Annotated in this window: 15 protein-coding genes; 7 read left to right on the top strand and 8 right to left on the bottom strand. The window is 59.0% G+C overall.

Going from position 1 to position 21,405, the window contains the following annotated elements:
- Nucleotides 1–262 precede the first annotated feature (262 nt).
- Nucleotides 263–1,039 (top strand): ferredoxin--NADP reductase, encoded by a 777-nt coding sequence (locus AABC73_RS24595; RefSeq protein WP_341521328.1) that lies wholly within the window; start codon nt 263–265, stop codon nt 1,037–1,039.
- Nucleotides 1,040–1,147: 108 nt separating this feature from the next.
- Here AABC73_RS24595 and mscL read toward each other — a convergent pair whose 3' ends face one another.
- Nucleotides 1,148–1,594 carry a large-conductance mechanosensitive channel protein MscL gene (gene mscL, locus AABC73_RS24590; protein WP_341521327.1) on the bottom strand — a complete coding sequence of 149 codons (447 nt, stop codon included), beginning with the start codon at nt 1,592–1,594 and terminating at the stop codon, nt 1,148–1,150.
- A gap of 194 nt (nt 1,595–1,788) precedes the next feature.
- On the opposite strand from mscL, the gene radA reads away from it, so the two are divergent.
- Nucleotides 1,789–3,156 (top strand): DNA repair protein RadA, encoded by a 1,368-nt coding sequence (gene radA, locus AABC73_RS24585; RefSeq protein WP_341521326.1) that lies wholly within the window; start codon nt 1,789–1,791, stop codon nt 3,154–3,156.
- 129 nt (nt 3,157–3,285) lie between these two features.
- Here radA and AABC73_RS24580 read toward each other — a convergent pair whose 3' ends face one another.
- A complete protein-coding gene (locus AABC73_RS24580) occupies nt 3,286–3,654 on the bottom strand; it encodes a PilZ domain-containing protein (RefSeq protein WP_341521325.1) in 369 nt (122 codons plus the stop codon).
- A gap of 287 nt (nt 3,655–3,941) precedes the next feature.
- Here AABC73_RS24580 and AABC73_RS24575 point away from each other — a divergent pair, with 287 nt between their 5' ends.
- The 3 genes from AABC73_RS24575 (at nt 3,942) to yjiA (ending at nt 7,302) form a co-directional block, all read left to right on the top strand.
- On the top strand, nt 3,942–6,017 hold the full coding sequence (locus AABC73_RS24575) for a carbon starvation CstA family protein (RefSeq protein WP_341521324.1): 2,076 nt from the start codon (nt 3,942–3,944) through the stop codon (nt 6,015–6,017).
- Between the two features lie 27 nt (nt 6,018–6,044).
- A complete protein-coding gene (locus AABC73_RS24570; protein WP_065836155.1) occupies nt 6,045–6,242 on the top strand; it encodes a YbdD/YjiX family protein in 198 nt (65 codons plus the stop codon).
- An 82-nt stretch (nt 6,243–6,324) separates the two neighbouring features.
- Nucleotides 6,325–7,302, top strand: a complete 978-nt coding sequence (yjiA, locus tag AABC73_RS24565) for a GTPase (RefSeq protein ID WP_341521323.1) — start codon at nt 6,325–6,327, stop codon at nt 7,300–7,302.
- Nucleotides 7,303–7,463: 161 nt separating this feature from the next.
- Here the strand turns inward: yjiA and glyA are convergent, their stop codons facing one another.
- On the bottom strand, nt 7,464–8,717 hold the full coding sequence (gene glyA / locus AABC73_RS24560) for a serine hydroxymethyltransferase (RefSeq protein WP_331153157.1): 1,254 nt from the start codon (nt 8,715–8,717) through the stop codon (nt 7,464–7,466).
- Nucleotides 8,718–8,941: 224 nt separating this feature from the next.
- Entirely contained in the window at nt 8,942–12,679 is a 3,738-nt protein-coding gene (locus AABC73_RS24555; protein ID WP_341524325.1) for an EAL domain-containing protein, read from the bottom strand.
- Between the two features lie 532 nt (nt 12,680–13,211).
- Between AABC73_RS24555 and ettA the strand changes: the two genes are divergently transcribed.
- Nucleotides 13,212–14,876 carry an energy-dependent translational throttle protein EttA gene (gene ettA, locus AABC73_RS24550; protein WP_020291016.1) on the top strand — a complete coding sequence of 555 codons (1,665 nt, stop codon included), beginning with the start codon at nt 13,212–13,214 and terminating at the stop codon, nt 14,874–14,876.
- Between the two features lie 166 nt (nt 14,877–15,042).
- On the opposite strand, the gene AABC73_RS24545 is transcribed toward ettA, so the two are convergent.
- From AABC73_RS24545 to AABC73_RS24530, 4 genes are all read right to left on the bottom strand, one after another.
- Nucleotides 15,043–15,540, bottom strand: coding sequence for a GreA/GreB family elongation factor (locus tag AABC73_RS24545; protein ID WP_341521322.1), 498 nt, complete (start codon nt 15,538–15,540; stop codon nt 15,043–15,045).
- A 73-nt stretch (nt 15,541–15,613) separates the two neighbouring features.
- A complete protein-coding gene (locus tag AABC73_RS24540; RefSeq protein WP_341521321.1) occupies nt 15,614–15,967 on the bottom strand; it encodes a hypothetical protein in 354 nt (117 codons plus the stop codon).
- A 210-nt stretch (nt 15,968–16,177) separates the two neighbouring features.
- Nucleotides 16,178–18,031 carry a DUF4105 domain-containing protein gene (locus AABC73_RS24535; RefSeq protein WP_341521320.1) on the bottom strand — a complete coding sequence of 618 codons (1,854 nt, stop codon included), beginning with the start codon at nt 18,029–18,031 and terminating at the stop codon, nt 16,178–16,180.
- Nucleotides 18,032–18,111: 80 nt separating this feature from the next.
- Nucleotides 18,112–18,600, bottom strand: coding sequence for a DUF3015 domain-containing protein (locus AABC73_RS24530; protein ID WP_331152114.1), 489 nt, complete (start codon nt 18,598–18,600; stop codon nt 18,112–18,114).
- A gap of 281 nt (nt 18,601–18,881) precedes the next feature.
- On the opposite strand from AABC73_RS24530, the gene AABC73_RS24525 reads away from it, so the two are divergent.
- On the top strand, nt 18,882–21,317 hold the full coding sequence (locus AABC73_RS24525; protein WP_341521319.1) for an AAA family ATPase: 2,436 nt from the start codon (nt 18,882–18,884) through the stop codon (nt 21,315–21,317).
- Nucleotides 21,318–21,405 lie beyond the last annotated feature (88 nt).

Below are 21,405 nucleotides of genomic sequence, written 5' to 3'. Positions count from 1 at the left end.
AGGCTTGTGGACGGATGGATGCTGGCATTTATGGCCTGTTTTCGACGTTGTAAGGGTTCACCCCGGCGGGAGCTGCGTGTCACTGCGGTTACGCTAAATTCAAGTCCGGATGCGGACCGTGTCGCGATAGTAACAAGAGTGAAAGATTCTAAATATTCAGCTTGTTTGGCGCCCTGACGGGATACCACTACAAACCGGCGGTGTTTATCTGCAAGGCTTTGCGGGACACTGATCACCTCCTTTTTTTGCTTGCAGGTTGACCATGACCGCCAGTGCAGACAAATTCACTCGGCAAACCCTGCTGAATGTGACGCCACTCACCCCCAGCCTGTTTACCCTGCGCACCACGCGCGACGCGGGTTTCCGCTTCCGGGCAGGGCAGTTCGCACGCCTGGGTGTCACCAAGGCTGACGGCAGTGTTGTGTGGCGTGCCTACTCGATGGTTTCTTCGCCTCATGACGAATTCCTCGAGTTTTTCTCCATCGTCGTGCCGGACGGCGAATTCACCAGCGAACTCAGCAGGTTGCGCGAAGGCGATTCGCTGCTGATCGAAAAACAGGCATTCGGTTATCTGACGCTGGATCGTTTTGTCGATGGCCGCGACTTGTGGCTTTTATCCACCGGCACCGGCATCGCCCCCTTTCTGTCGATCCTGCAGGATTTTGAAGTCTGGGAAAAATTCGAGCGGATCATTCTGGTCTACAGCGTGCGCGAGGCCAAAGAGCTGGCCTATCAGGAGCTGATTGCCACCCTGACCGAGCGCGAATACCTGGCTGAATACGCCGACAAATTCCTGTTCCTGCCTCTGGTGACCCGCGAACAGCCACCTGGCGTGTTGCACGGGCGGATTACGCACCTGCTGGAAAGCGGCGATCTGGAGAAGGCTGCGGCGCTGGACATGGATGCCGAGCACTCAAGAGTGATGCTGTGCGGCAACCCGCAAATGGTCGAAGACACCCGCGCCCTGCTCAAGGAGCGAGACATGCAGTTGAGCCTGAGTCGGCGGCCGGGGCAGGTTGCGGTGGAAACGTATTGGTGAAAAATCCAGTTCTGTTGGAGCGAAGAGGGCGGTACATTCGACGCGAACCTGGCGCATCGAATGTACCGCCCTCCCGGATACATCCGGTCCTACAGGTATTGCGTCAAATCAAACCGGACGCAACGGATCCACAGTGATCGGTGCCGCAGGCTTGTTCTGTTCTTTCAACAGATCACGGATCTCACCCAGCAGGATTTCTTCCTTGCTTGGTGTAGGCGGCAAGGTCGGAGCCTTGGCCTCTTCGCGTTTCAGGCGGTTGATCGCCTTCACACCCATGAAAATGGCAAACGCCACAATGATGAAGTCGATCACGGTCTGGATGAATTTACCGTAGGCCAGCATCACCGCCGGTGTATTGCCTTCTCCAGGTCGCAGAACGATTGCAAGGTCGCTGAAATCCACGCCGCCAATCAGCAGCCCGAGGGGCGGCATGATTACATCGCCGACGAACGACGAAACGATCTTGCCGAATGCCGCACCAATGATGATACCGACGGCCATATCGACCACGTTACCTTTGACGGCAAAGGCTTTGAACTCGCTAAGTACGCTCATGGGTCATTCCTTGTTACAGATGAGTTTGGTCAATGCAGTGTAATTCAGCTCCGCGCAACGCGCTTCACCTGCAATCGACCGGCCTCTGGCGCGGAAGTTTTATCGAAACACTCAAAAACACAGGTCATAGAGGCTCTGGAACGCAGTCGCGGCAACCTGCGTTATGATTGCCGACTTTTACGAATGGGGTGGTCATGGCCAAGGCCAAACGCATGTACGGTTGCACCGAGTGCGGTGCGACCTTTCCCAAGTGGGCCGGTCAGTGCAGCGAATGCGGTGCCTGGAACACATTGGTTGAAACCGTTCTGGAAAGCGGTTCGGCAGCGCCGCCCAGTGGCCGTTCCAGCTGGACCGGCCAGCAGGCGCAGATCCGCACGCTGGCAGAAGTCAGCGTCGAGGAAATTCCGCGCTTTTCGACCAACTCCGCCGAGCTGGACCGCGTGCTCGGCGGCGGCCTGGTCGATGGCTCTGTCGTCCTGATTGGCGGCGATCCGGGCATCGGCAAATCCACCATCTTGCTGCAAACCCTGTGTGCTATCGCCGAGCGCATGCCGGCGCTGTATGTCACAGGTGAAGAATCACAGCAGCAGGTCGCCATGCGCGCCCGTCGTCTGGGCTTGCCTCAGGACAAGCTCAAGGTCATGACCGAAACCTGCATCGAAAGCATCATCGCCACGGCGAAGGTCGAAAAGCCGAAGGTCATGGTCATCGACTCGATCCAGACGATTTTTACCGAGCAACTGCAATCCGCGCCGGGCGGCGTTTCCCAGGTGCGGGAAAGCGCCGCGTTGCTGGTGCGTTATGCCAAGCAAAGTGGCACGGCGATTTTCCTTGTGGGTCACGTCACCAAGGAAGGCGCGCTGGCCGGTCCTCGGGTTCTCGAACACATGGTTGATACGGTGTTGTACTTCGAAGGCGAATCCGATGGACGCCTGCGTCTGCTGCGCGCGGTGAAGAATCGTTTCGGCGCGGTCAACGAGCTGGGCGTGTTCGGCATGACTGACAAAGGCCTGAAAGAGGTTTCCAACCCGTCGGCGATCTTTCTCACGCGCGCCCAGGAAGAAGTCCCAGGCAGTGTGGTGATGGCGACGTGGGAAGGCACGCGACCAATGCTGGTCGAAGTGCAGGCGCTGGTGGATGACAGTCATTTGGCCAATCCACGCCGGGTCACCCTCGGGCTGGATCAGAATCGCCTGGCGATGCTGCTGGCTGTCCTGCATCGCCACGGTGGGATTCCCACCCACGATCAGGATGTTTTCCTCAATGTGGTCGGCGGTGTCAAAGTGCTGGAAACCGCATCCGACCTGGCCTTGATGGCAGCGGTGATGTCCAGCCTGCGCAATCGTCCGCTGCCTCACGACTTGCTGGTGTTCGGTGAAGTCGGGCTGTCTGGCGAAGTGCGACCGGTGCCCAGCGGCCAGGAGCGCTTGAAAGAAGCGGCCAAACACGGCTTCAAACGCGCCATCGTGCCCAAGGCCAATGCGCCGAAGGAATCACCGCCAGGCTTGCAGATTATTGGTGTGACGCGGCTGGAACAGGCGCTGGATGCGTTGTTTGAGTGAACAGTCTGGGTAGGAGGGGACTTGTCCCCGAAGGCGCCAGTGCAAGCGCTGAAGATCTTCCTCGCCAGGCACGCCGCTTTCCCGGACAAGTCCGGTCCTACCGAATCTGTGCAAACCGGTAGGAGGGCTTCAAACCGCGATCAACGCCGCCAGTTCGCGGTCGAGCTCATCCGCGTCAGCCAGGTTCAGCTCGATCAGGCGGCGTAGATGGCTGATCGACTCCAGGCCGATGTGCAGGCAGGCAAACCCCAGTTGCTGATGATCGTCATGGGTCAGCTGGACATCCATCTGCACCTGAGCCTCGCCGCTCAGGCGGATATCCACCGAAAATGGCTTGCCGGTGTCGGCCAGCCAAGCGGCGGGACGCTGGATAAGCAGACCTTTGAGGGACAGGTCGACCAACTGCACTTGCCAGTGTTTGTCACCCTGGCGCAGTTCGGTCTTTGCGTCGAAGGCAATGCGCTTGAAACGTCGGCGGTCTGTGTGGGAGTCGGTCATCTGGTCAGTTCTCTTGTAATCGAGTGACTATACGTCAGCGGATCGACGCGCGTCAGCAGCGCCGCATCTCTGGACGATAGACCTGTTCAGAGTTGCCGAACAGTTCTCAACTGTATATTTATCAGGCGAAGTTGCTGTGCGAATTGTGCTTATTTCAATCGGACTTTTCTGACGGACTGTATCTGTGAATTCTTTTGCGCTGTATACCTTCGTGGGGGGTGGCCTTTCACAGCGACAGAGCTAAACTCGCAGCGTTGGTCTTCTAGTCATTCTGCTGGAATAAAAAAATGAAAAATAATAATAGCGTCATGCGCCATGTGCCTTGGCTGATCGTTGCAATTATCGGGGCCTGTGCCCTTGGTGTCGTGGCCTTGCGCCGCGGAGAAGCAATCAACGCGTTATGGATCGTGGTGGCAGCGGTTGCCATCTATCTGGTTGCGTATCGCTATTACAGTCTGTTCATTGCTACGCACGTGATGCAACTCGATCCGCTGCGGGCAACTCCGGCAGTGGTCAACAATGACGGTCTGGACTATGTGCCGACCAACAAACACATTCTTTTCGGTCACCACTTTGCTGCCATCGCTGGCGCAGGTCCGCTGGTCGGACCGGTTCTGGCGGCGCAAATGGGCTATCTGCCCGGCACGCTGTGGCTGATTGCTGGCGTGGTGCTGGCCGGTGCGGTGCAGGATTTCATGATCCTGTTCCTCTCCACACGCCGTAACGGTCGCTCGCTGGGTGACATGGTTCGCGAGGAAATGGGCCGCATTCCCGGCACCATCGCCTTGTTTGGCTGCTTCCTGATCATGATCATCATCCTTGCGGTGCTGGCGCTGATCGTCGTGAAAGCCCTGGCCGAAAGTCCATGGGGCATGTTCACGGTGCTGGCGACCATCCCGACGGCGATGTTCATGGGCATTTACATGCGCTACATCCGTCCGGGTCGTATTGGCGAAATCTCGGTCATCGGCGTGGTGTTGCTGCTGCTGTCGATCTGGGCCGGTGGGCAGATTGCCGCCAGTCCCGAGTGGGCACCGATGTTCACCTTCACCGGCGTGCAGATCACCTGGATGCTGGTGGGCTACGGTTTCGTAGCGGCCATGCTGCCAGTCTGGCTGCTGCTGGCGCCGCGTGATTATCTGTCTACTTTCCTGAAAATCGGCACCATCGTTGCCCTGGCAATCGGCATTCTGATCCTCGCGCCAGAGCTGAAAATGCCTGCGCTGACCCAGTTCACCGACGGTACCGGTCCAGTCTGGAAAGGTGCGCTGTTCCCGTTCCTGTTCATCACCATCGCCTGTGGCGCGGTTTCGGGCTTCCACGCACTGATCTCGTCGGGCACCACGCCAAAACTGCTGGATAACGAAGCCAACGCCCGTTACATCGGTTACGGCGGCATGTTGATGGAGTCCTTCGTGGCCATCATGGCAATGGTTGCCGCATCGGTGATCGAGCCTGGCGTGTACTTCGCCATGAACAGCCCGGCGGCCATCGTCGGCGGTGACGTCGTGACCGTTGCGCAGACCGTGACCAGCTGGGGCTTTGCCATTACGCCTGATCAACTGATCGCAGTGGCCAAAGACATCGGCGAAAACACTGTGCTGGCTCGTGCTGGCGGTGCGCCGACTCTGGCGGTTGGTATCGCGCAGATCCTGCACCAGGCGTTGCCGGGCACCAGCACCATGGCTTTCTGGTACCACTTCGCGATCTTGTTCGAAGCGCTGTTCATTCTGACGGCGGTTGATGCCGGGACCCGTGCCGGGCGTTTCATGCTGCAAGATTTGCTTGGCAGCTTCGTGCCAGCCCTCAAACGCACCGAGTCCTGGACCGCCAACGCCATCGGCACCGGTGGTTGCGTCGCCCTGTGGGGTTACTTGCTGTATCAAGGCGTGATCGATCCGCTGGGTGGCATCAACACCTTGTGGCCGCTGTTCGGTATCTCCAACCAGATGCTGGCCGGGATCGCGCTGATGCTGGCGACGGTCGTTCTGATCAAAATGCGGCGTCAACGTTATGTCTGGGTGACCATGTTGCCCGCCACCTGGCTGCTGATCTGCACCGTGACGGCGGGCTTCATCAAGTTGTTCGACGCCAACCCGGCGGTCGGCTTTCTGGCCCTGGCCAAGAAATACAGCACTGCCGCTGACGCCGGTCAGATCCTGGCTCCGGCCAAGACCATGGACCAGATGCAGCATGTGATCTTCAACGCTTACACCAACGCAACGCTGACCATCCTGTTCCTGTTCGTGGTGTTCAGCATTCTGTTCTACGCGTTGAAAATCGGCATCGCGGCTTGGGGCAAGAAGGAGCGTACCGACAAGGAAGCTCCATTCCACGCCTTGACCACGCCGACTCAAGTGTGAATAGCCAGCTGAAAAGAGGATCTGCTTATGTTCAATGACCTGAGTCGTCTCGGGAAATACCTCGGTCAGGCCGCACGCCTGATGGTGGGCATGCCCGACTACGACACCTACGTCGCGCATATGCAGGTCAAACATCCTGACAAGCCGGTGATGGATTACGAGGCGTTCTTCCGGGAGCGCCAGGAGGCCCGATACGGCGGCAAGGGTGGGCCCAAATGCTGTTGATCGGCTGATCAATCGCAGGCTAGCCTGACCAACGCGCCACGCTTGTCGTGGCGCGTTTTTTTTTATTTTTACAGGAGCACCCATGACCACCCCGCAACCCATCCCCGTCACTGTCCTCAGCGGTTTTCTCGGTGCGGGCAAGACCACGTTGCTGCGGCATCTGCTCAAGGCCGAGCACGGCCTGAAAATCGCCGTGATCGAGAACGAATTCAGTGATGCCGGTATCGATACCCAATTGTTGGGTTCGGAACCGGTGCAAGTCATGACCCTGTCCAACGGCTGCGTGTGCTGCACCATTCACACTGACCTGACCAAAGCGTTGTTCCTGCTGCTTGAGCGTCTGGACAGCGGCGAAATCGCCTTTGATCGGCTGGTGATCGAGTGCACCGGGCTGGCTGATCCGGCTCCGGTGGCGCAGACCTTCTTCATTGATGAAGAACTGCGCGAGCGCTACATCCTCGACGGGATCATCACCTTGGTCGACGCGGCGAACGCCGATACCCATCTGGCGCAAACCATCGCTCAGGCGCAGATCGGCTTTGCCGATCGTTTGCTGGTCAGCAAGCGCGATCTGGTGGATGACGCGGCATTCGAGGCCCTCAGTGCGCGGCTGACGCGCATCAACCGCCGTGCGCCGATTCGGGTGGTTGAGCACGGCAAGATCGACCTGGCTGAACTGCTGGACGTACGTGGCTTCAATCTGAACGCCGATCTGGGCGGCGGCATGAGCTTGCGGCCGGTGGCACCCGCCGGTCATTCGGTCGACCGGATCAGCAGTCTGGTGCTGCGCAGCGATAAACCGCTGGATCTCGACAAGCTCAGCGAGTTCATGAACGAACTACTGGAAGAGCACGGCCCGCAACTACTGCGCTACAAAGGCGTGCTGAGCATCGTCGACGAACCGCGTCGCATGGTGTTTCAGGGTGTGCTGAAGCTCTATGGCTTCGACTGGGATACCGAATGGGCCGAAGACGAAAAGCGCGAAAGCGTGATCGTGTTCATTGCCGATGAGTTGCCGGAGGAGAAGATTCGGGCGGGGTTTGCCAGGGTAGCAGAGTAGGCGTAGGACCGGCTTTAGCCGGGAGGGGGGGCATGCCTGCCCTGGAGAGTGTCGCGTATGCGCTGGCCCTCTCCCGGCTAAAGCCGGTCCTACGGTTATGTCGCGCACAAAAAAACCGGCTCAAGAGCCGGTTTTTTAATGTGACTGCCGAAACGCGCTGATTAAGCGCCGTATACCGGCAGTTTGGCGCAGATGGCTTTTACTTTTTCGCGTACTGCGTCGATCACGGCTTCGTTGTTCAGGTCAGCCAGGATGTCGCAGATCCAGCCAGCGAGTTCCTTGCACTCTGCTTCCTTGAAGCCACGAGTGGTCACCGCCGGGGTGCCGAAACGCAGGCCCGAGGTCACGAACGGCGAGCGTGGATCGTTAGGTACGGAGTTCTTGTTCACGGTGATGAACGCACGACCCAGGGCAGCGTCAGCGTCTTTACCGGAGATGTCCTGTTTGATCAGCGACAGCAGGAACAGGTGGTTTTCTGTACCGCCGGAAACCACGTCAAAGCCGCGTTCGATGAACACGCCCGCCATGGCCTTGGCGTTTTTCACCACTTGTTGCTGGTACGTCTTGAACTCAGGCTGCAGCGCTTCCTTGAAGCAAACGGCCTTGGCCGCGATAACGTGCTCCAGCGGGCCGCCTTGTGCGCCGGGGAAAACTGCCGAATTCAGCTTTTTTTCGATTTCGGCGTTGGCGCGAGCCAAGATCAGGCCGCCACGTGGACCGCGCAGGGTCTTGTGCGTAGTGGTGGTCACGACGTCAGCGAAAGGCACCGGGTTCGGGTACACGCCTGCAGCAACCAGACCGGCAACGTGAGCCATGTCGACGAACAGGTACGCGCCGACCTTGTCAGCGATGGCGCGGAAGCGTGGGAAATCGAGGATCTGCGAGTAGGCAGAGAAACCGGCCACGATCATTTTCGGCTTGTGCTCAACGGCCAGGCGCTCGACTTCGTCGTAATCGATCATGCCGTTGCCGTCGATGCCGTACTGCACCGCGTTGTACAGTTTGCCCGACGAGCTGACGCTGGCACCGTGAGTCAGGTGACCGCCGTGAGCCAGGCTCATGCCCAGAATGGTGTCGCCGCCTTGCAGCAGTGCCAGGTAAACCGCGCTGTTGGCTTGCGAACCGGCGTGGGGCTGGACGTTGGCGTAATCGGCGCCGAACAGCTCTTTGGCACGGTCGATGGCCAGTTGCTCAACCACGTCGACGAATTCGCAGCCGCCGTAGTAGCGCTTGCCTGGATAGCCTTCGGCGTACTTGTTGGTCAGGACCGAGCCCTGAGCTTCCATGACCGCTGGGCTGGTGTAGTTTTCCGAGGCAATCAGCTCGATGTGCTCTTCCTGGCGCTGAGCTTCTTGCTCCATTGCGGCAAAGAGATCGGAGTCGTACTTGGCGAGAGTCAAATCACGGCTGAACATGGCGGTCCTCAAGGATCGGGGCAGAAAAGGAGGGCATTCTACCCCATCGGCTTTTATCTGGCATATGAAAGGGAGTCATGTCGTGGACAAGCGGTTTTCACGCAGCGCGGCTTGCACACACACATACATACCGTTGGAGCGAGGCTTGCCCGCGAATGCGTCAATTCGGTCGATGAAAGTATCGCCTGAGACATTGATTCGCGGGCAAGCCTCGCTCCAACAGATCAGTCGAGCATGAAAAGCGCATCGTTGCTGAACTGTGCTTCGAAGCGACCCGGCGGCATTGGGCGGCCGAACAGGTAGCCCTGGACTTCATCGCAGCCATGCTCGCGCAGGAATTCCAGCTGCTCGTGGGTCTCGACGCCTTCGGCGATGACCGCCAGGTTCAGGCTGTGCGCCATGGCAATGATCGCCCGAGCAATCTGGGCGTCCTGTTCGCCTGAAGGCAAGCCGTCGACGAAGGTGCGGTCGATTTTCAGCACGTCGATGGGGAATTGCTTGAGGTAGTTCAGCGATGAGTAACCCGTGCCGAAGTCGTCGACCGCGATGCTCAGGCCCAGGCATTTGAGACCGTCGAGAATCTGCATGGCTTCGTTGACTTCACGCATCAGGATACTTTCCGTCAGTTCCAGCTCCAGACAAGCCGGTGGCAGCCCGGAGTCCTTGAGGATATTGGCGATCCGCGTGCCGAGCTGGCCGTCCGAAAACTGCCGGGCCGAGATGTTCACCGAGACTTTGGGCACGCGGACCTTGGCCACATGCCACGCCTTGAGCTGGCGACAGGCTTCGGCCAATACCCAATCCCCGACTTCCACCACCAGCCCGAGTTCTTCAAGCACGGGGATGAATTCGTTGGGCGATACCAGGCCACGACGCGGATGGCGCCAGCGCAGCAGGGCTTCAGCGCCGGTGAGGCGTTTGCCGTCGCCGCTGAACTGCGGCTGATAGTAGAGGGTGAATTCTTTCTGTTCCAAGGCGTGGCGCAGGTCGCTTTCCAGCTCCAGGCGTTCCAGCGCCGAGGCGTTCATGTCGGCCTGATAGAACTGGAAGTTGTTTTTGCCGCGCTCTTTGGCGTGATACATCGCCGTGTCGGCGTTTTTCATCAACTGGCTGAGCTCATTGCCATCCTGCGGGCTGAGCGCGATGCCGATGCTGGCGGTGACGAAGAACTCGCGGCCTTCGAGCACAAACGGCGTGACCAGACTGGTCAGGATCTTCTCGGCGACATTGATTGCGCGGTTCAAGGCCAGTTGGCGAGTGGCGCCCGGTTGCAACAGCAGGGTGAATTCGTCGCCACCCATGCGCGCCACGGTGTCGTCATCGGCAACGCAGGCCAGCAGGCGCGTGGCCATTTCCTGGAGCATGCGGTCGCCGGCAGCATGGCCAAGGGAATCGTTGATCGGTTTGAAACGGTCCAGGTCGAGGAACATCAGCACGACCCATGACTGCTGCCGTTCGGCCTGTTGCAAGGCCGAATGCAGACGATCCTGAAACAGCGTGCGGTTGGGCAGATGGGTCAGTGCGTCGTAGTAAGCCAGCCGATGGATGCGTTGCTCGCTGGCCTTGCGCTCACTGATGTCGCTGAAGAAGCACACGTAACTGGCCAGATCACCTTCATCGTCGAGCACCGCATTGATGCCAACCCATGCCGGGTAATGCTCGCCGCTGCGGCGCTTGAGCCACACTTCGCCTTCCCAGCTGCGCCGCTGATGCAGTTGCTTGACGATGTAGCGCAGGTGCGCTTCCTGGTGTTCGTCAACGGTCAGCATGCTCGGCAGCTGATCCAGCACTTGCGCCACTTCGTAGCCGCTGACTCGACTGAACGCTTCGTTGGCCTGGACGATATAGCCTGCCGGGTCGGTAATAATGATGGCGGATGTGGAATGTTCAAACACCGTGGCCGCCATGCGCAGGTCTTTTTCCGCCCGCCGTTGCTGGCTGACATCGCGACCGACGCCGAGGATGCCTTCGAAGACACCGTGTTCATCCCAGACCAACACCAGACGCAGCTCGATGGGGATCTTTCGGCCATCGGCCCGCAGGGAATCGAACAAAAACAGCTGGGTGGGGACTTCCAGGCGCAGCTTCTGCAATTCGTCGGGCTGGTCCAGCGCCTTGCTGACCCGCGCGAGCAGCGCGTACATGTCCGCCAGTTGTGCAGGGTTGGCGAATGTCGTGTCCCAGCCGTTTTCGAGAATCCACTCGGCGCTGTAGCCCAGGACGGTGTTCACCGATGGGCTGACGTAATTGGGTTTGAGCTGGCTGTCGGTGGAGAAAATCACGTCGCTGATGCTTTCGGCAAGCATGCGATAGCGCTGTTCGCTGTCACGCAAGGACTCGCTGGCTTCCAGCTGTTCAGTCACGTCCTTGGCGACGCCGATGATGCGGGTGACCTGATCGTCCTTGTCGCGGGCCAGTGCCTGTTCGCGAATGTCGAAGCGCCGCCACTTGCTGTTGCTGTCACGAAAACGCAGCAGGCAATGCAGCAGCTCGCTATGGCCTCGATGACGCTGACGCAGGCGCATGTCCTGATAACTCTGCGCGTCATCAGGGTGCAGCAGGATTTCCCAGAAAAACTCGCCCATCCGCAACAGCTCGATCTTGCTGTAACCCAGCGTGTGCCCCAGGTGATGGTTGCTGTAGATCATCCGCTGGCTGAGCACGTCCTGAACATAGAGATGATCCGGCACGGTGCGCACCACATCGGACCAGAAACTCTCGCGTTCCTGCAATGACAACTCGACCTGCTTGCGCCGGGTAATGTCGCCGATGCTCAGAATCACTGCATGGAAGTCGTCAATATGTTCCGGCAGGCGCAGCACCAGCCATAGATGCTGGTCTTCGCCGTCATCCTGAGTCAGGCGGATTTCCAGTTCGAGCTGGTTTTGCCTGGACAACACCGCGTGCAGCACCTGTTCGCCAATGCCCTGACGCGTGCGCGGACAGCCTTCGATCAAGTACTCCCAGGCCTGCTGGCTGGATTCAACCTTGAGCAGGCTCAGCGCGACCTGATTGACCTCGGTAATGCGCAATTGGCGCAACAGCGCCTTTAATTGGCCAGGCTGAGCCCGCAACAAAGCTTCCAGATCGTCGCGGGTGTTGAGTTTCAAGGCCTTCAGATGGTCCGGCAGGCCGGACATGTCCAGCACGCAAATCGCAACGCCGGCGCCTTCGAAAATCTCCTGATAACGGCGGCGACTTTCGTGCAGTTGACGCTGGCGGCGACGTAAGCTGAGCAACGCCAGTAGCGGCAGGATCGAACACAAAAGGCCGATCAGGCACTTGCCGATCAATGGCGGCAGCAGTTGTTCCCGCGCCTTCTGCGCGTCAAACAGGCCACGCAGTTGCCAATCGCTATTGGTCAGCGGCTGGAGCAGCACTGTTTCGTTATCCCCAAGACTGCTGCCGCTCGGCTCGTTTCCTGGCGGGGTATCACGAAACAACATGCGTTCGGTGGTGCGGTTTTCCAGGCGCCACAGTGGCTGGAAATCCTGAGCGGTCTGTCGGGCCAGGGCTTTCAAGGCATCCGGGGCCATCCGCAGCGCCCAGTATTCGCGGACGTCGCCGGGTTTGCGCACCAACAGATAGATGACTGAGCCATCGGTCGCGTTGTCGTAGTAATAAGGTCGGCCCGCTGCCTGTTGCAGGGCCTTTTTCAGAACATCGGCGTCCCGAGGGTTATCCACGCTATCGGCGATGACACTGCCGGTGGCGTCGAGCAAGGCAATGCTGCGCAATGAAGGCAAGGATTGACGCAGCGCCGCAAGCTGGGTCGATCCGGTCGAGTCTTGGGGTTGTTGCGAGCTGTCGGCCAGCAGATTGAGGCCAACCTGGGCGCTGAGGGCCATGTTCAGGCTCATGCGGTCTGCCAATTGCACGCTGTAGTCGAGACTGCGTTGCCGCTGGCGCTCCTGCGTCTGCTGGAATTGCTCGATCAACTGCCACAATAACAGCGCCAGCATCAGCAGCACCAAAGCCGCCAGCGCACCTTTCAATGAGCCGCGCAAAGGCGTGACGGTCGCGCCTTTAGCCGTACGCGTTGAATATGGGTGAATTGGTGTGGACAAGCTCTGATCCTGACTACTACTGGACTGAACAGACAGCGTGAAAACTCCAGCAATACGTTTTCACACAATCGGTGGGGCAACTAATGCGAAATGCACTATAAGCCGGACGCCCAAAGGGCGGCTAGCATGCCTTTAGTTGTGGCAAAGTGCCAGTCCCGTTAGGCTGGATGGTTTGCCCTGCCGAGCGCATTCGGGTAGCTTTGCGCGACGCGCGGCCCTGATTTCTGCATGAGTAATTCCACTACTTGCCTTTAATGATCCCGATCCCAACCCTATCGTTCATCGCCTGGTCGCTGTGCTTGATTCAAGGCTCGGAAACGTCAAACGGCAAGTGTCGTCGATAAAAAAAGCTTTTTTCAGGACGGGGCTCTAAGCTCGCGCTCTATTCAGCCCTATTTAATAGCCACATACACCAGGTTTTTATTCCATGGCCCAATACGTCTTTACCATGCATCGGCTGAGCAAAGTTGTGCCGCCGAAGCGGGAAATTCTCAAAAATATCTCCCTCTCGTTCTTTCCGGGCGCCAAGATCGGCGTTCTGGGCCTGAACGGGTCGGGTAAATCGACTCTGTTGAAAATCATGGCCGGTGTCGACACCGAGTTCGATGGCGAAGCACGGCCGATGCCCGAGCTGAACATCGGCTATCTGCCACAGGAACCACAACTGGACCCGACCAAGACCGTCCGCGAAGTGGTCGAGGAAGCCGTGAGCGTGATCAAGAACGCCCAGGCGCGTCTGGACCAGGTCTACGCCGAATATGCCGAGCCGGATGCCGATTTCGACAAGCTGGCCGCCGAACAGGCCAAGCTCGAAGCCATCCTGCAAGCCAGCGACGGTCACAACCTGGAACGTCAGCTGGAAGTGGCGGCCGATGCCTTGCGTCTGCCTGCGTGGGACGCGAAAGTCGCGGTCCTTTCCGGTGGTGAAAAACGTCGCGTGGCCTTGTGCCGCCTGCTGCTGTCGGCGCCGGACATGCTGCTGCTCGACGAACCGACCAACCACCTGGACGCCGATTCCGTCGCCTGGCTTGAGCATTTCCTGCACGATTTCCCGGGCACCGTGGTTGCGATCACGCACGACCGGTACTTCCTGGATAACGTCGCCGGCTGGATTCTGGAACTTGACCGCGGTGCGGGCATTCCTTACGAGGGCAACTATTCGGGCTGGCTTGAAGCCAAGTCCGACCGTCTGGCCCAGGAATCCAAGCAGCAATCGGCCCATGAAAAGGCCATGAAAGAAGAGCTGGAATGGGTTCGGCAGGGCGCCAAGGCGCGTCAGTCCAAATCCAAGGCTCGTCTGCAGCGCTTTGAAGAAATGCAGTCGCAGGAATTCCAGAAACGCAGCGAGACCAACGAGATCTATATCCCGGCCGGTCCGCGTCTGGGCGACAAAGTCATCGAGTTCAAGAACGTCAGCAAGGGTTACGGCGACCGCGTGTTGATCGACAACCTGTCGTTCGCCATGCCTAAAGGCGCGATTGTCGGTGTGATCGGCGGTAACGGTGCTGGTAAATCGACCCTGTTCCGCATGCTGATGGGCAAGGAGCAGCCGGATTCGGGCAGCATCGAAATCGGTGAAACCGTGCAGCTGGCCTGCGTGGATCAAAGCCGTGACGACCTGGACGGCAGCAAAACGGTATTCCAGCAGATTTCCGACGGCTCTGATCAGATCCGCATCGGCAACTATGAAATCCCGTCGCGTACTTATGTCGGTCGTTTCAACTTCAAGGGCGGCGATCAGCAGAAGTTCGTCAAGGACCTTTCCGGTGGTGAGCGCGGCCGCTTGCACCTGGCATTGACCTTGAAAGAGGGCGGCAACGTCCTGCTGCTCGATGAACCGTCAAACGACCTCGACGTGGAAACCCTGCGTTCGCTGGAAGAAGCGCTGCTGGACTTCCCTGGCGCCGCCATTGTGATCTCTCACGATCGGTGGTTCCTGGACCGTGTGGCAACGCACATCCTGGCCTACGAAGACGACTCGCAAGCGGTATTCTTCGAAGGTAACTACACCGAGTACGAAGCCGACCGCAAAAAGCGCCTCGGCGACGCGGCCGCCCAGCCACACCGGGTACGCCACAAGAAACTGGCCTGATTGCTCAGGTTTCACAAAAGCGGAGCCTTCGGGCTCCGTTTTTGTTGGCCGCGGAGCGGATGTGAATAGACACCCAGGGAGCCGGTCGATGCATGGCAGGTGCTTCGTCGCCAGCACAATCGCCCTCCCGGCTGAAGCCGGTCCTACGGAATTGGCGTTTGCTTCTTCAAACATCCGCCTCAATCAACACCACTTCAATCAACTGATCCCCAGCCGGGCGTTTCCACAGCACTTCATCGCCCAATTGCGCACCCAGCAACGCGCGGCCCAATGGCGAGCCCCAGTTGATCAACCCGGCAGTGGCGTCGGCCTGATCCTCGCCGACCAGTTGCACGCGCTGCTCGACGCCTTGTTCGTCGGCGAAGGTCACCCAACTGCCGATCTGCACCTTTTCCGTTGAAGTCGCGGGCGTAACGACCTGAGCACTCAGCAGGCGCTGATTGAAATAGCGCAGATCCCGCTCGAGATCGGCCAGGCGCTGTTTGTCGGTGTTGTCCCGCAATGACGCTTGCGCGCTGTGTTGCGACTGGAGTTCGGCGACGCGGTTCTGCAATTGCAGCAAACCGTGGGCGGTGACGTAGTTGGGTTGTTGGCTGACGAGACGTTCGACCGGCTGGCTGGCGTCCGCAGCGGCGTTATCTTCATTGACGAAGGCGCGGCTCATGGGTTTCTCCTGTTCATGAGATTTGGGCCGCGCCTGCGGCTGATTAGTTTCGTTGAATCGCTATCCGGCCAGCTCAGTGCGACCGATAAGCCTTGCCCGCGCCTTGGGTTTTTTGTTGCTCCCAAGCTCGATCATGGTCGTTCCAGATGTGATCGGTGTCCAGCCGGTCGCGGCTTTCCAGCATGCTCTGGCACTGCCGAAAACCGTCGCTCCAGCCTTGAGCGTAAGTCACGTCCTTGAGGTAACGCGGCACATCCTTCTTGTACTGCCCACCGATTGATCCCGCCGCCTGCCGGCCACTGCCGCAGCCATCCTGAAAGCCGTCGGCGAATGCCGGAGGATAACCTTCGGCCACTAATTGCTCGTGAGTTGACTGACACCCAGCGACTAGCACCACTAACCACAGCACAGCCCAACGCACGTTCATCACGGATTCCTCGACTTGTGGATAAAGTCTAAAAGCCGCTCTGTGAGTTATTCGTTAAAGACGTGTAGGAAATTAGTGATTTGTCCCTGTGGGAGCGAGGCTTGCCCGCGAAGAACGATAACGCGGTGGGTCTGGTACACCGAGGCGCCTGATTCGCGGGCAAGCCTCGCTCCAACTGATCGCATTTTGTGTTGTTTGATCAGCGCGAAATCAATAGTGATACCACTTCACTTCAAGCATTACTTCATTCTGCGGCGAAGCCAGCTGGCTGAATTCGCGCTGGGCGCTCAGGCGCAGGCCGAGGTTGCGTGACAGTTCCCATTGCTGGTTGAGGCTGATGCTGCGGCGTACTTCGCCGTTGGTGAAGTAATCGCCCTTGGTTTCCAGGCTCAGGTTGCCCAACGGATTGCGCCACAACACGCCGGTATTGAATCCGGCCGCCGGCGAGACGAACTCGGCGAAGTCGTTGTTGTGCTCGACCCGCACCGTGCCCAGCGCAAAGCCCAGCACGTCTTCACCCAACTGCCAGGTGCCGCCCGCGCCGCCGTTCACGTGGCTGACCAGCGTTTCGTCGCCATGCTTGCCCAACACCCGCTCCAGCCCACCGGCCACTTGCCATGACCAAGGTTGTAGCAGTTCGTTGCGCGGCGTCAGCGAGCGGATGGTGGCCAGATCCAGCTGTTGCAGCTGCCACTTATTGCCTTCGTACTGCCGCAGTTTGAGTTGCAGGATTTCAATCTGCGCGCCCAGCGGAAAGCCGTAAGCGTTGTCATTGAGATCGTGATAAGCCATGCGCAAGCCGTACTCGGCAAAGGCCTTGTCGTCTCGTGTGCCGGCGCCAATCTGCCAGGTGCGCGATTGATGACCGTCTTCCGGCAAGCCAGGGCGGGCGATGTCCAGCGCGGGTGGCGGGTTCTGATTGATCGCGCGCAGCAGCTCGAAACTGCGTTGCGAGCGCTCGCTATCACGTTCCAGGCCGTTGGCGCGGTAGCGTTCCAGGCGATACGCCGCATCCTGAATCAACGCCCGACGCTCTTTGGGTTGGGCCAGATAGTCGGCGTTTTGCAGTTGTTTCTGATCGGCGCTGACGTGCAGCACCCATTGTTGCTCGTCGCTGTTCAGCGGTTTGGCGCGCTCCAGCAACTCGCGTTCACGTGACGGGCGATAATCGATTTTCTCCACCAGACCGGCGGCTTTCACTGCTTTTACGGTATCGGTCGGGATAGCGGTCAGCGGGAATTGTTCAGTCAGCTGCAAGCCTGGGCGAGCGACCTGAAGCAGTTCCAGCAGGCGATAGGAGCAATTTTCGTCGAAGAAGAAATAACCGAAACGGATCTGTTTCAGCTCCCAGACGTGCTCGACCATGCGCCCGGTTTCTTCCGGGGTCAGATTCAAACGGTATTCCCACAGGTCTCGGTTTTCCAGGCTGCGGTATTCCGAGAGCTTCTCTTGATAGGGCACCAGGGCGAACAAACCCGGATAACCGCCCATCAAGCCTTTCCAGGCATACAGAATGCTGTTGTCCATGCCTTCGATGTAGGCGCCGAAGTTGATGGCATAGCTGAGCAGGGCGGTGTGATTGGTTTGTACGTCAGCCTGATCGATGCGCAGCAAGGTGTGGCCGAACATCGACGACGGGCTGTTCAGGTATGCGGCCGGAAAGATCAGCACCGCGCTGTCCGGGGCGACGTCCTTGAACCATTGCCTGAATTCCTTGCACTCAACCGCAGGCAGATCAATCAGCTTCAGTTGATCACGCAACCAGCGGGTGCGGGCTGGATAGACGCATTGCGCATGTTTTTCGCCAGCACTGGCCGGCGCGTAGATCGCGTCCAGTGTGGCGCTCAGCTCAGCCTTCGGGTCATGGGCACCGTTGGCGGCGAGAAAGAATTTGGGATCATCGACATAGCTGCGCCAGCCGCCGAGCTTGGCGGTTTCGTAGTGGCCCAGGGAAATCCAGAACGGCGCATTGGCCAGTTGCTGCAAACGGGCATCGCTCGCATGGGGAGCGGCGCACAGCGGGGCGCAGACAAACAGCGCCAAATACACAAGGCGTTTGAGCATAGAGAGCAACTAGTCAGGGGACCGGGCGCGAGAGCGCAACAACTCCTGCCCCTCCGGACAGAGGGGCAGGCGCAACGAGCTTAAGCCTGGGTAGCGTATTTCGCCAGGGTTGGATCGTTTTTCAGAACGTTGATGGTGTTGTTGTGGACGTCGTCAGCAGTAGCGTCGGCTTTGCTGAAGATTTGATTGAAGTGCTCGTGGGTGACTGCGGCGAAATGCGCACGGTCTTCCGGTGCAACGCCCAATACCACCGCGTAAGTGGTCAGAGCTTCGCCTTGACCCATGGCCATGTCTTTGGAGAGTTCATCCATCATGCCGTTCATGGCAATCCAGGATTTACCGCCGTAGGTCAGCGCGCTGTTGGTGGAGCAACCGTTGGTGCCCGAGGTCATGCCGAAAGTGGCGTTACCAGAGGTGCCATTGGTGGTCGATGCGAGAAAGTGAGCGGGCGTGCCGCGCTGACCTTCAAACAGCATGTTGCCCCAGCCACAATCCGGGCCGCCTGGGGCCTGGGCCATTGCGTTGATGGAAACAGCTGCGAAGAGAGTACCAAGAAGAATCCGTTTCATAGCTTTGTTCTCTTTATATTCAACCAAGGGTCAGGGTTCATGGCCGTTACAAGCGCCAAGGCGGCCAGAGGTATGTTTTAGTCTGGTACGCGGAACTTGGAGTTTAGGCAGGTTCCAAGGGTTCCGCTGTTTATTACAAATTGTTGTTTGCGCGAAGCGCCCTACATGCCCGATCGGCCGCTCGACGGGTCAATAAGTCCCTGAGGATTATCCTGTCTTGCAAGTCATGTGCGGCGAGCGCCAGAATGCCGGTCATCTGCCCCGTGATGTAAGGATGCCCGATGCCCGATCCTGTTGCTGCCAGCCTGCGTCTTGCGCCTGAAGCGCTGACCCGTCCGTTTTCCGCTGAACAGTTCAGCTTTTCGACGACCAATGATCTGGAACCCTTTCGCGGAGTGCTCGGTCAGGAACGAGCAGTCGAAGCCCTGCAATTCGGCGTGGCCATGCCGCGCCCCGGTTACAACGTATTTGTCATGGGCGAGCCCGGCACCGGTCGGTTCTCGTTCGTAAAACGCTACCTCAAGGCCGAGGGCAAGCGCATGCAGACCCCTTGCGACTGGGTCTACGTCAATAATTTCGACGAACCCCGCGAGCCTCGCGCTCTGGAGCTGCCGCCAGGCACCGCGCACCAGTTCATCACTGATATCGGTGGCTTGATCGATAACCTGCTGGCGACGTTCCCGGCCGTGTTCGAGCACCCGTCCTACCAGCAGAAGAAAAGCGCCATCGACCGCGCGTTCAATCAGCGCTATGACAAGGCGCTGGACGTGATCGAGCGTCTGTCTCTGGAAAAAGACATCGCCCTGTATCGCGACAGCACCAACATCGCCTTTACGCCCATGCTCGACGGCAAGGCGCTGGACGAAGCTGAGTTCTCGCAACTGCCGGAAGCGGATCGTGAGCGCTTTCATGAAGACATCTCGACGCTTGAAGAACGCCTGAACGAAGAACTGGCCAGCCTGCCGCAGTGGAAGCGCGAATCGAGCAATCTGCTGCGCCAGCTCAACGAAGAAACCATTACTTTGGCCTTGCAGCCGTTGCTGGCGCCGTTGTCCGAGCAGTATGCGGAAAACGCCGCGGTGTGCGCTTATCTGCAAGCGATGCAGGTTTACTTGCTGAAAACCGTGGTCGAGCAACTGGTCGACGAAAGCAATACCGACGCTCAGGCGCGCAAGCTGCTCGAAGAGCAATACAGCCCGAGCCTGGTGGTCGGTCACTCCGCCAGTGGCGGCGCGCCGGTGGTGTTCGAACCGCATCCGACCTACGACAATCTGTTCGGGCGTATCGAGTACAGCACCGATCAAGGCGCGCTTTACACCACGTATCGTCAGTTGCGGCCGGGTGCCTTGCATCGGGCCAACGGTGGTTTCCTGGTGCTTGAAGCGGAAAAAATGCTCAGCGAGCCCTACGTTTGGGATGCCCTGAAGCGAGCACTACAATCACGCAAGCTGAAAATGGAATCGCCGCTGGGTGAAATGGGCCGTCTGGCGACCGTGACGTTGACCCCGCAAGTGATCCCGTTGCAGGTCAAAGTCATCATCATCGGCGCACGTTCGCTGTATTACACCCTGCAAGACCTGGATCCTGACTTCCAGGAAATGTTTCGTGTGCTGGTGGATTTCGACGAAGACATCCCGATGTACGACGAAACCCTTGAACAGTTCGCGCAACTGCTGAAAACCCGCACATCGGAAGAGGGCATGGCGCCGCTCACCGCCGATGCGGTGGCGCGACTGGCGACCTACAGCGCGCGTCTGGCCGAGCATCAGGGGCGTTTGTCGGCGAAGATCGGCGATCTGTTTCAGTTGGTCAGCGAAGCGGACTTCATTCGCCAGTTGGCCAACGACGACAAGACCGACGCCGGGCACATTGAACGCGCCCTCAAGGCCAAGGCGACGCGCACCGGGCGAGTTTCGGCGAGGATTCTCGACGACATGCTGGCGGGTATCATTCTCATCGACACCGACGGCGCGGCCGTGGGCAAATGCAACGGCCTGACGGTGCTGGAGGTCGGCGACTCGGCGTTCGGCGTGCCGGCGCGGATTTCCGCGACGGTTTACCCCGGCGGCAGCGGCATTGTCGACATTGAGCGCGAGGTCAACCTTGGTCAGCCGATCCACTCCAAGGGCGTGATGATCCTCACCGGTTATCTGGGCAGCCGGTATGCCCAGGAATTCCCGCTGGCGATTTCCGCGAGCATTGCTCTTGAGCAATCCTACGGTTACGTGGATGGCGACAGCGCGTCATTGGGCGAGGCTTGCACGCTCATTTCGGCCTTGTCGAAAACCCCGCTCAAGCAGTGTTTCGCGATTACCGGCTCGATCAACCAGTTTGGGGAAGTGCAGGCGGTGGGCGGGGTCAACGAGAAAATCGAAGGCTTCTTCCGACTCTGCGAGGCGCGGGGCCTGACCGGTGAGCACGGCGCAATCATTCCGCAAGCCAACGTCGCCACGCTGATGCTGGACGAACGCGTGCTGCAAGCGGTGCGCGCCGGGCAGTTTCACGTCTATGCGGTGCGTCAGGCCGATGAGGCGTTGAGCCTGTTGGTGGGCGAACCTGCTGGCGAGCCGGACGAAAATGGCGAGTTTCCTGAAGGCAGCGTCAATGCGCGGGTGGTGGAGCGCCTGCGCGACATCGCCGAAATGCTCAGTGACGAAGACCTCAAGGAAGAACTGGAGAAAGAGCCCGCGCAGTTGGCGCCTGAGCTGAAGGCCTGACATATTTGTGGGAGCGAGCTTGCTTGCTCCCACCGGGTTGTAATCGCACGGCCAACGACCATTCATCCCCGGCTCCTGTCGACTCCGG

It is taken from the genome of Pseudomonas sp. G.S.17, assembly GCF_038096165.1.
Classification (GTDB): Bacteria; Pseudomonadota; Gammaproteobacteria; order Pseudomonadales; family Pseudomonadaceae; genus Aquipseudomonas.
This window is presented reverse-complemented; position numbering and strand designations above follow the sequence as displayed.

What these genes read in the sequence shown, in the direction of transcription:
- AABC73_RS24595 (WP_341521328.1), top strand. Translation starts at nt 263, where the DNA reads ATGACCGCCAGTGCAGACAAATTCACTCGGCAAACCCTGCTGAATGTG.
- mscL (WP_341521327.1), bottom strand. Translation starts at nt 1,594, where the DNA reads ATGAGCGTACTTAGCGAGTTCAAAGCCTTTGCCGTCAAAGGTAACGTG.
- radA (WP_341521326.1), top strand. Translation starts at nt 1,789, where the DNA reads ATGGCCAAGGCCAAACGCATGTACGGTTGCACCGAGTGCGGTGCGACC.
- AABC73_RS24580 (WP_341521325.1), bottom strand. Translation starts at nt 3,654, where the DNA reads ATGACCGACTCCCACACAGACCGCCGACGTTTCAAGCGCATTGCCTTC.
- AABC73_RS24575 (WP_341521324.1), top strand. Translation starts at nt 3,942, where the DNA reads ATGAAAAATAATAATAGCGTCATGCGCCATGTGCCTTGGCTGATCGTT.
- AABC73_RS24570 (WP_065836155.1), top strand. Translation starts at nt 6,045, where the DNA reads ATGTTCAATGACCTGAGTCGTCTCGGGAAATACCTCGGTCAGGCCGCA.
- yjiA (WP_341521323.1), top strand. Translation starts at nt 6,325, where the DNA reads ATGACCACCCCGCAACCCATCCCCGTCACTGTCCTCAGCGGTTTTCTC.
- glyA (WP_331153157.1), bottom strand. Translation starts at nt 8,717, where the DNA reads ATGTTCAGCCGTGATTTGACTCTCGCCAAGTACGACTCCGATCTCTTT.
- AABC73_RS24555 (WP_341524325.1), bottom strand. Translation starts at nt 12,679, where the DNA reads ATGCTGGCGCTGTTATTGTGGCAGTTGATCGAGCAATTCCAGCAGACG.
- ettA (WP_020291016.1), top strand. Translation starts at nt 13,212, where the DNA reads ATGGCCCAATACGTCTTTACCATGCATCGGCTGAGCAAAGTTGTGCCG.
- AABC73_RS24545 (WP_341521322.1), bottom strand. Translation starts at nt 15,540, where the DNA reads ATGAGCCGCGCCTTCGTCAATGAAGATAACGCCGCTGCGGACGCCAGC.
- AABC73_RS24540 (WP_341521321.1), bottom strand. Translation starts at nt 15,967, where the DNA reads ATGAACGTGCGTTGGGCTGTGCTGTGGTTAGTGGTGCTAGTCGCTGGG.
- AABC73_RS24535 (WP_341521320.1), bottom strand. Translation starts at nt 18,031, where the DNA reads ATGCTCAAACGCCTTGTGTATTTGGCGCTGTTTGTCTGCGCCCCGCTG.
- AABC73_RS24530 (WP_331152114.1), bottom strand. Translation starts at nt 18,600, where the DNA reads ATGAAACGGATTCTTCTTGGTACTCTCTTCGCAGCTGTTTCCATCAAC.
- AABC73_RS24525 (WP_341521319.1), top strand. Translation starts at nt 18,882, where the DNA reads ATGCCCGATCCTGTTGCTGCCAGCCTGCGTCTTGCGCCTGAAGCGCTG.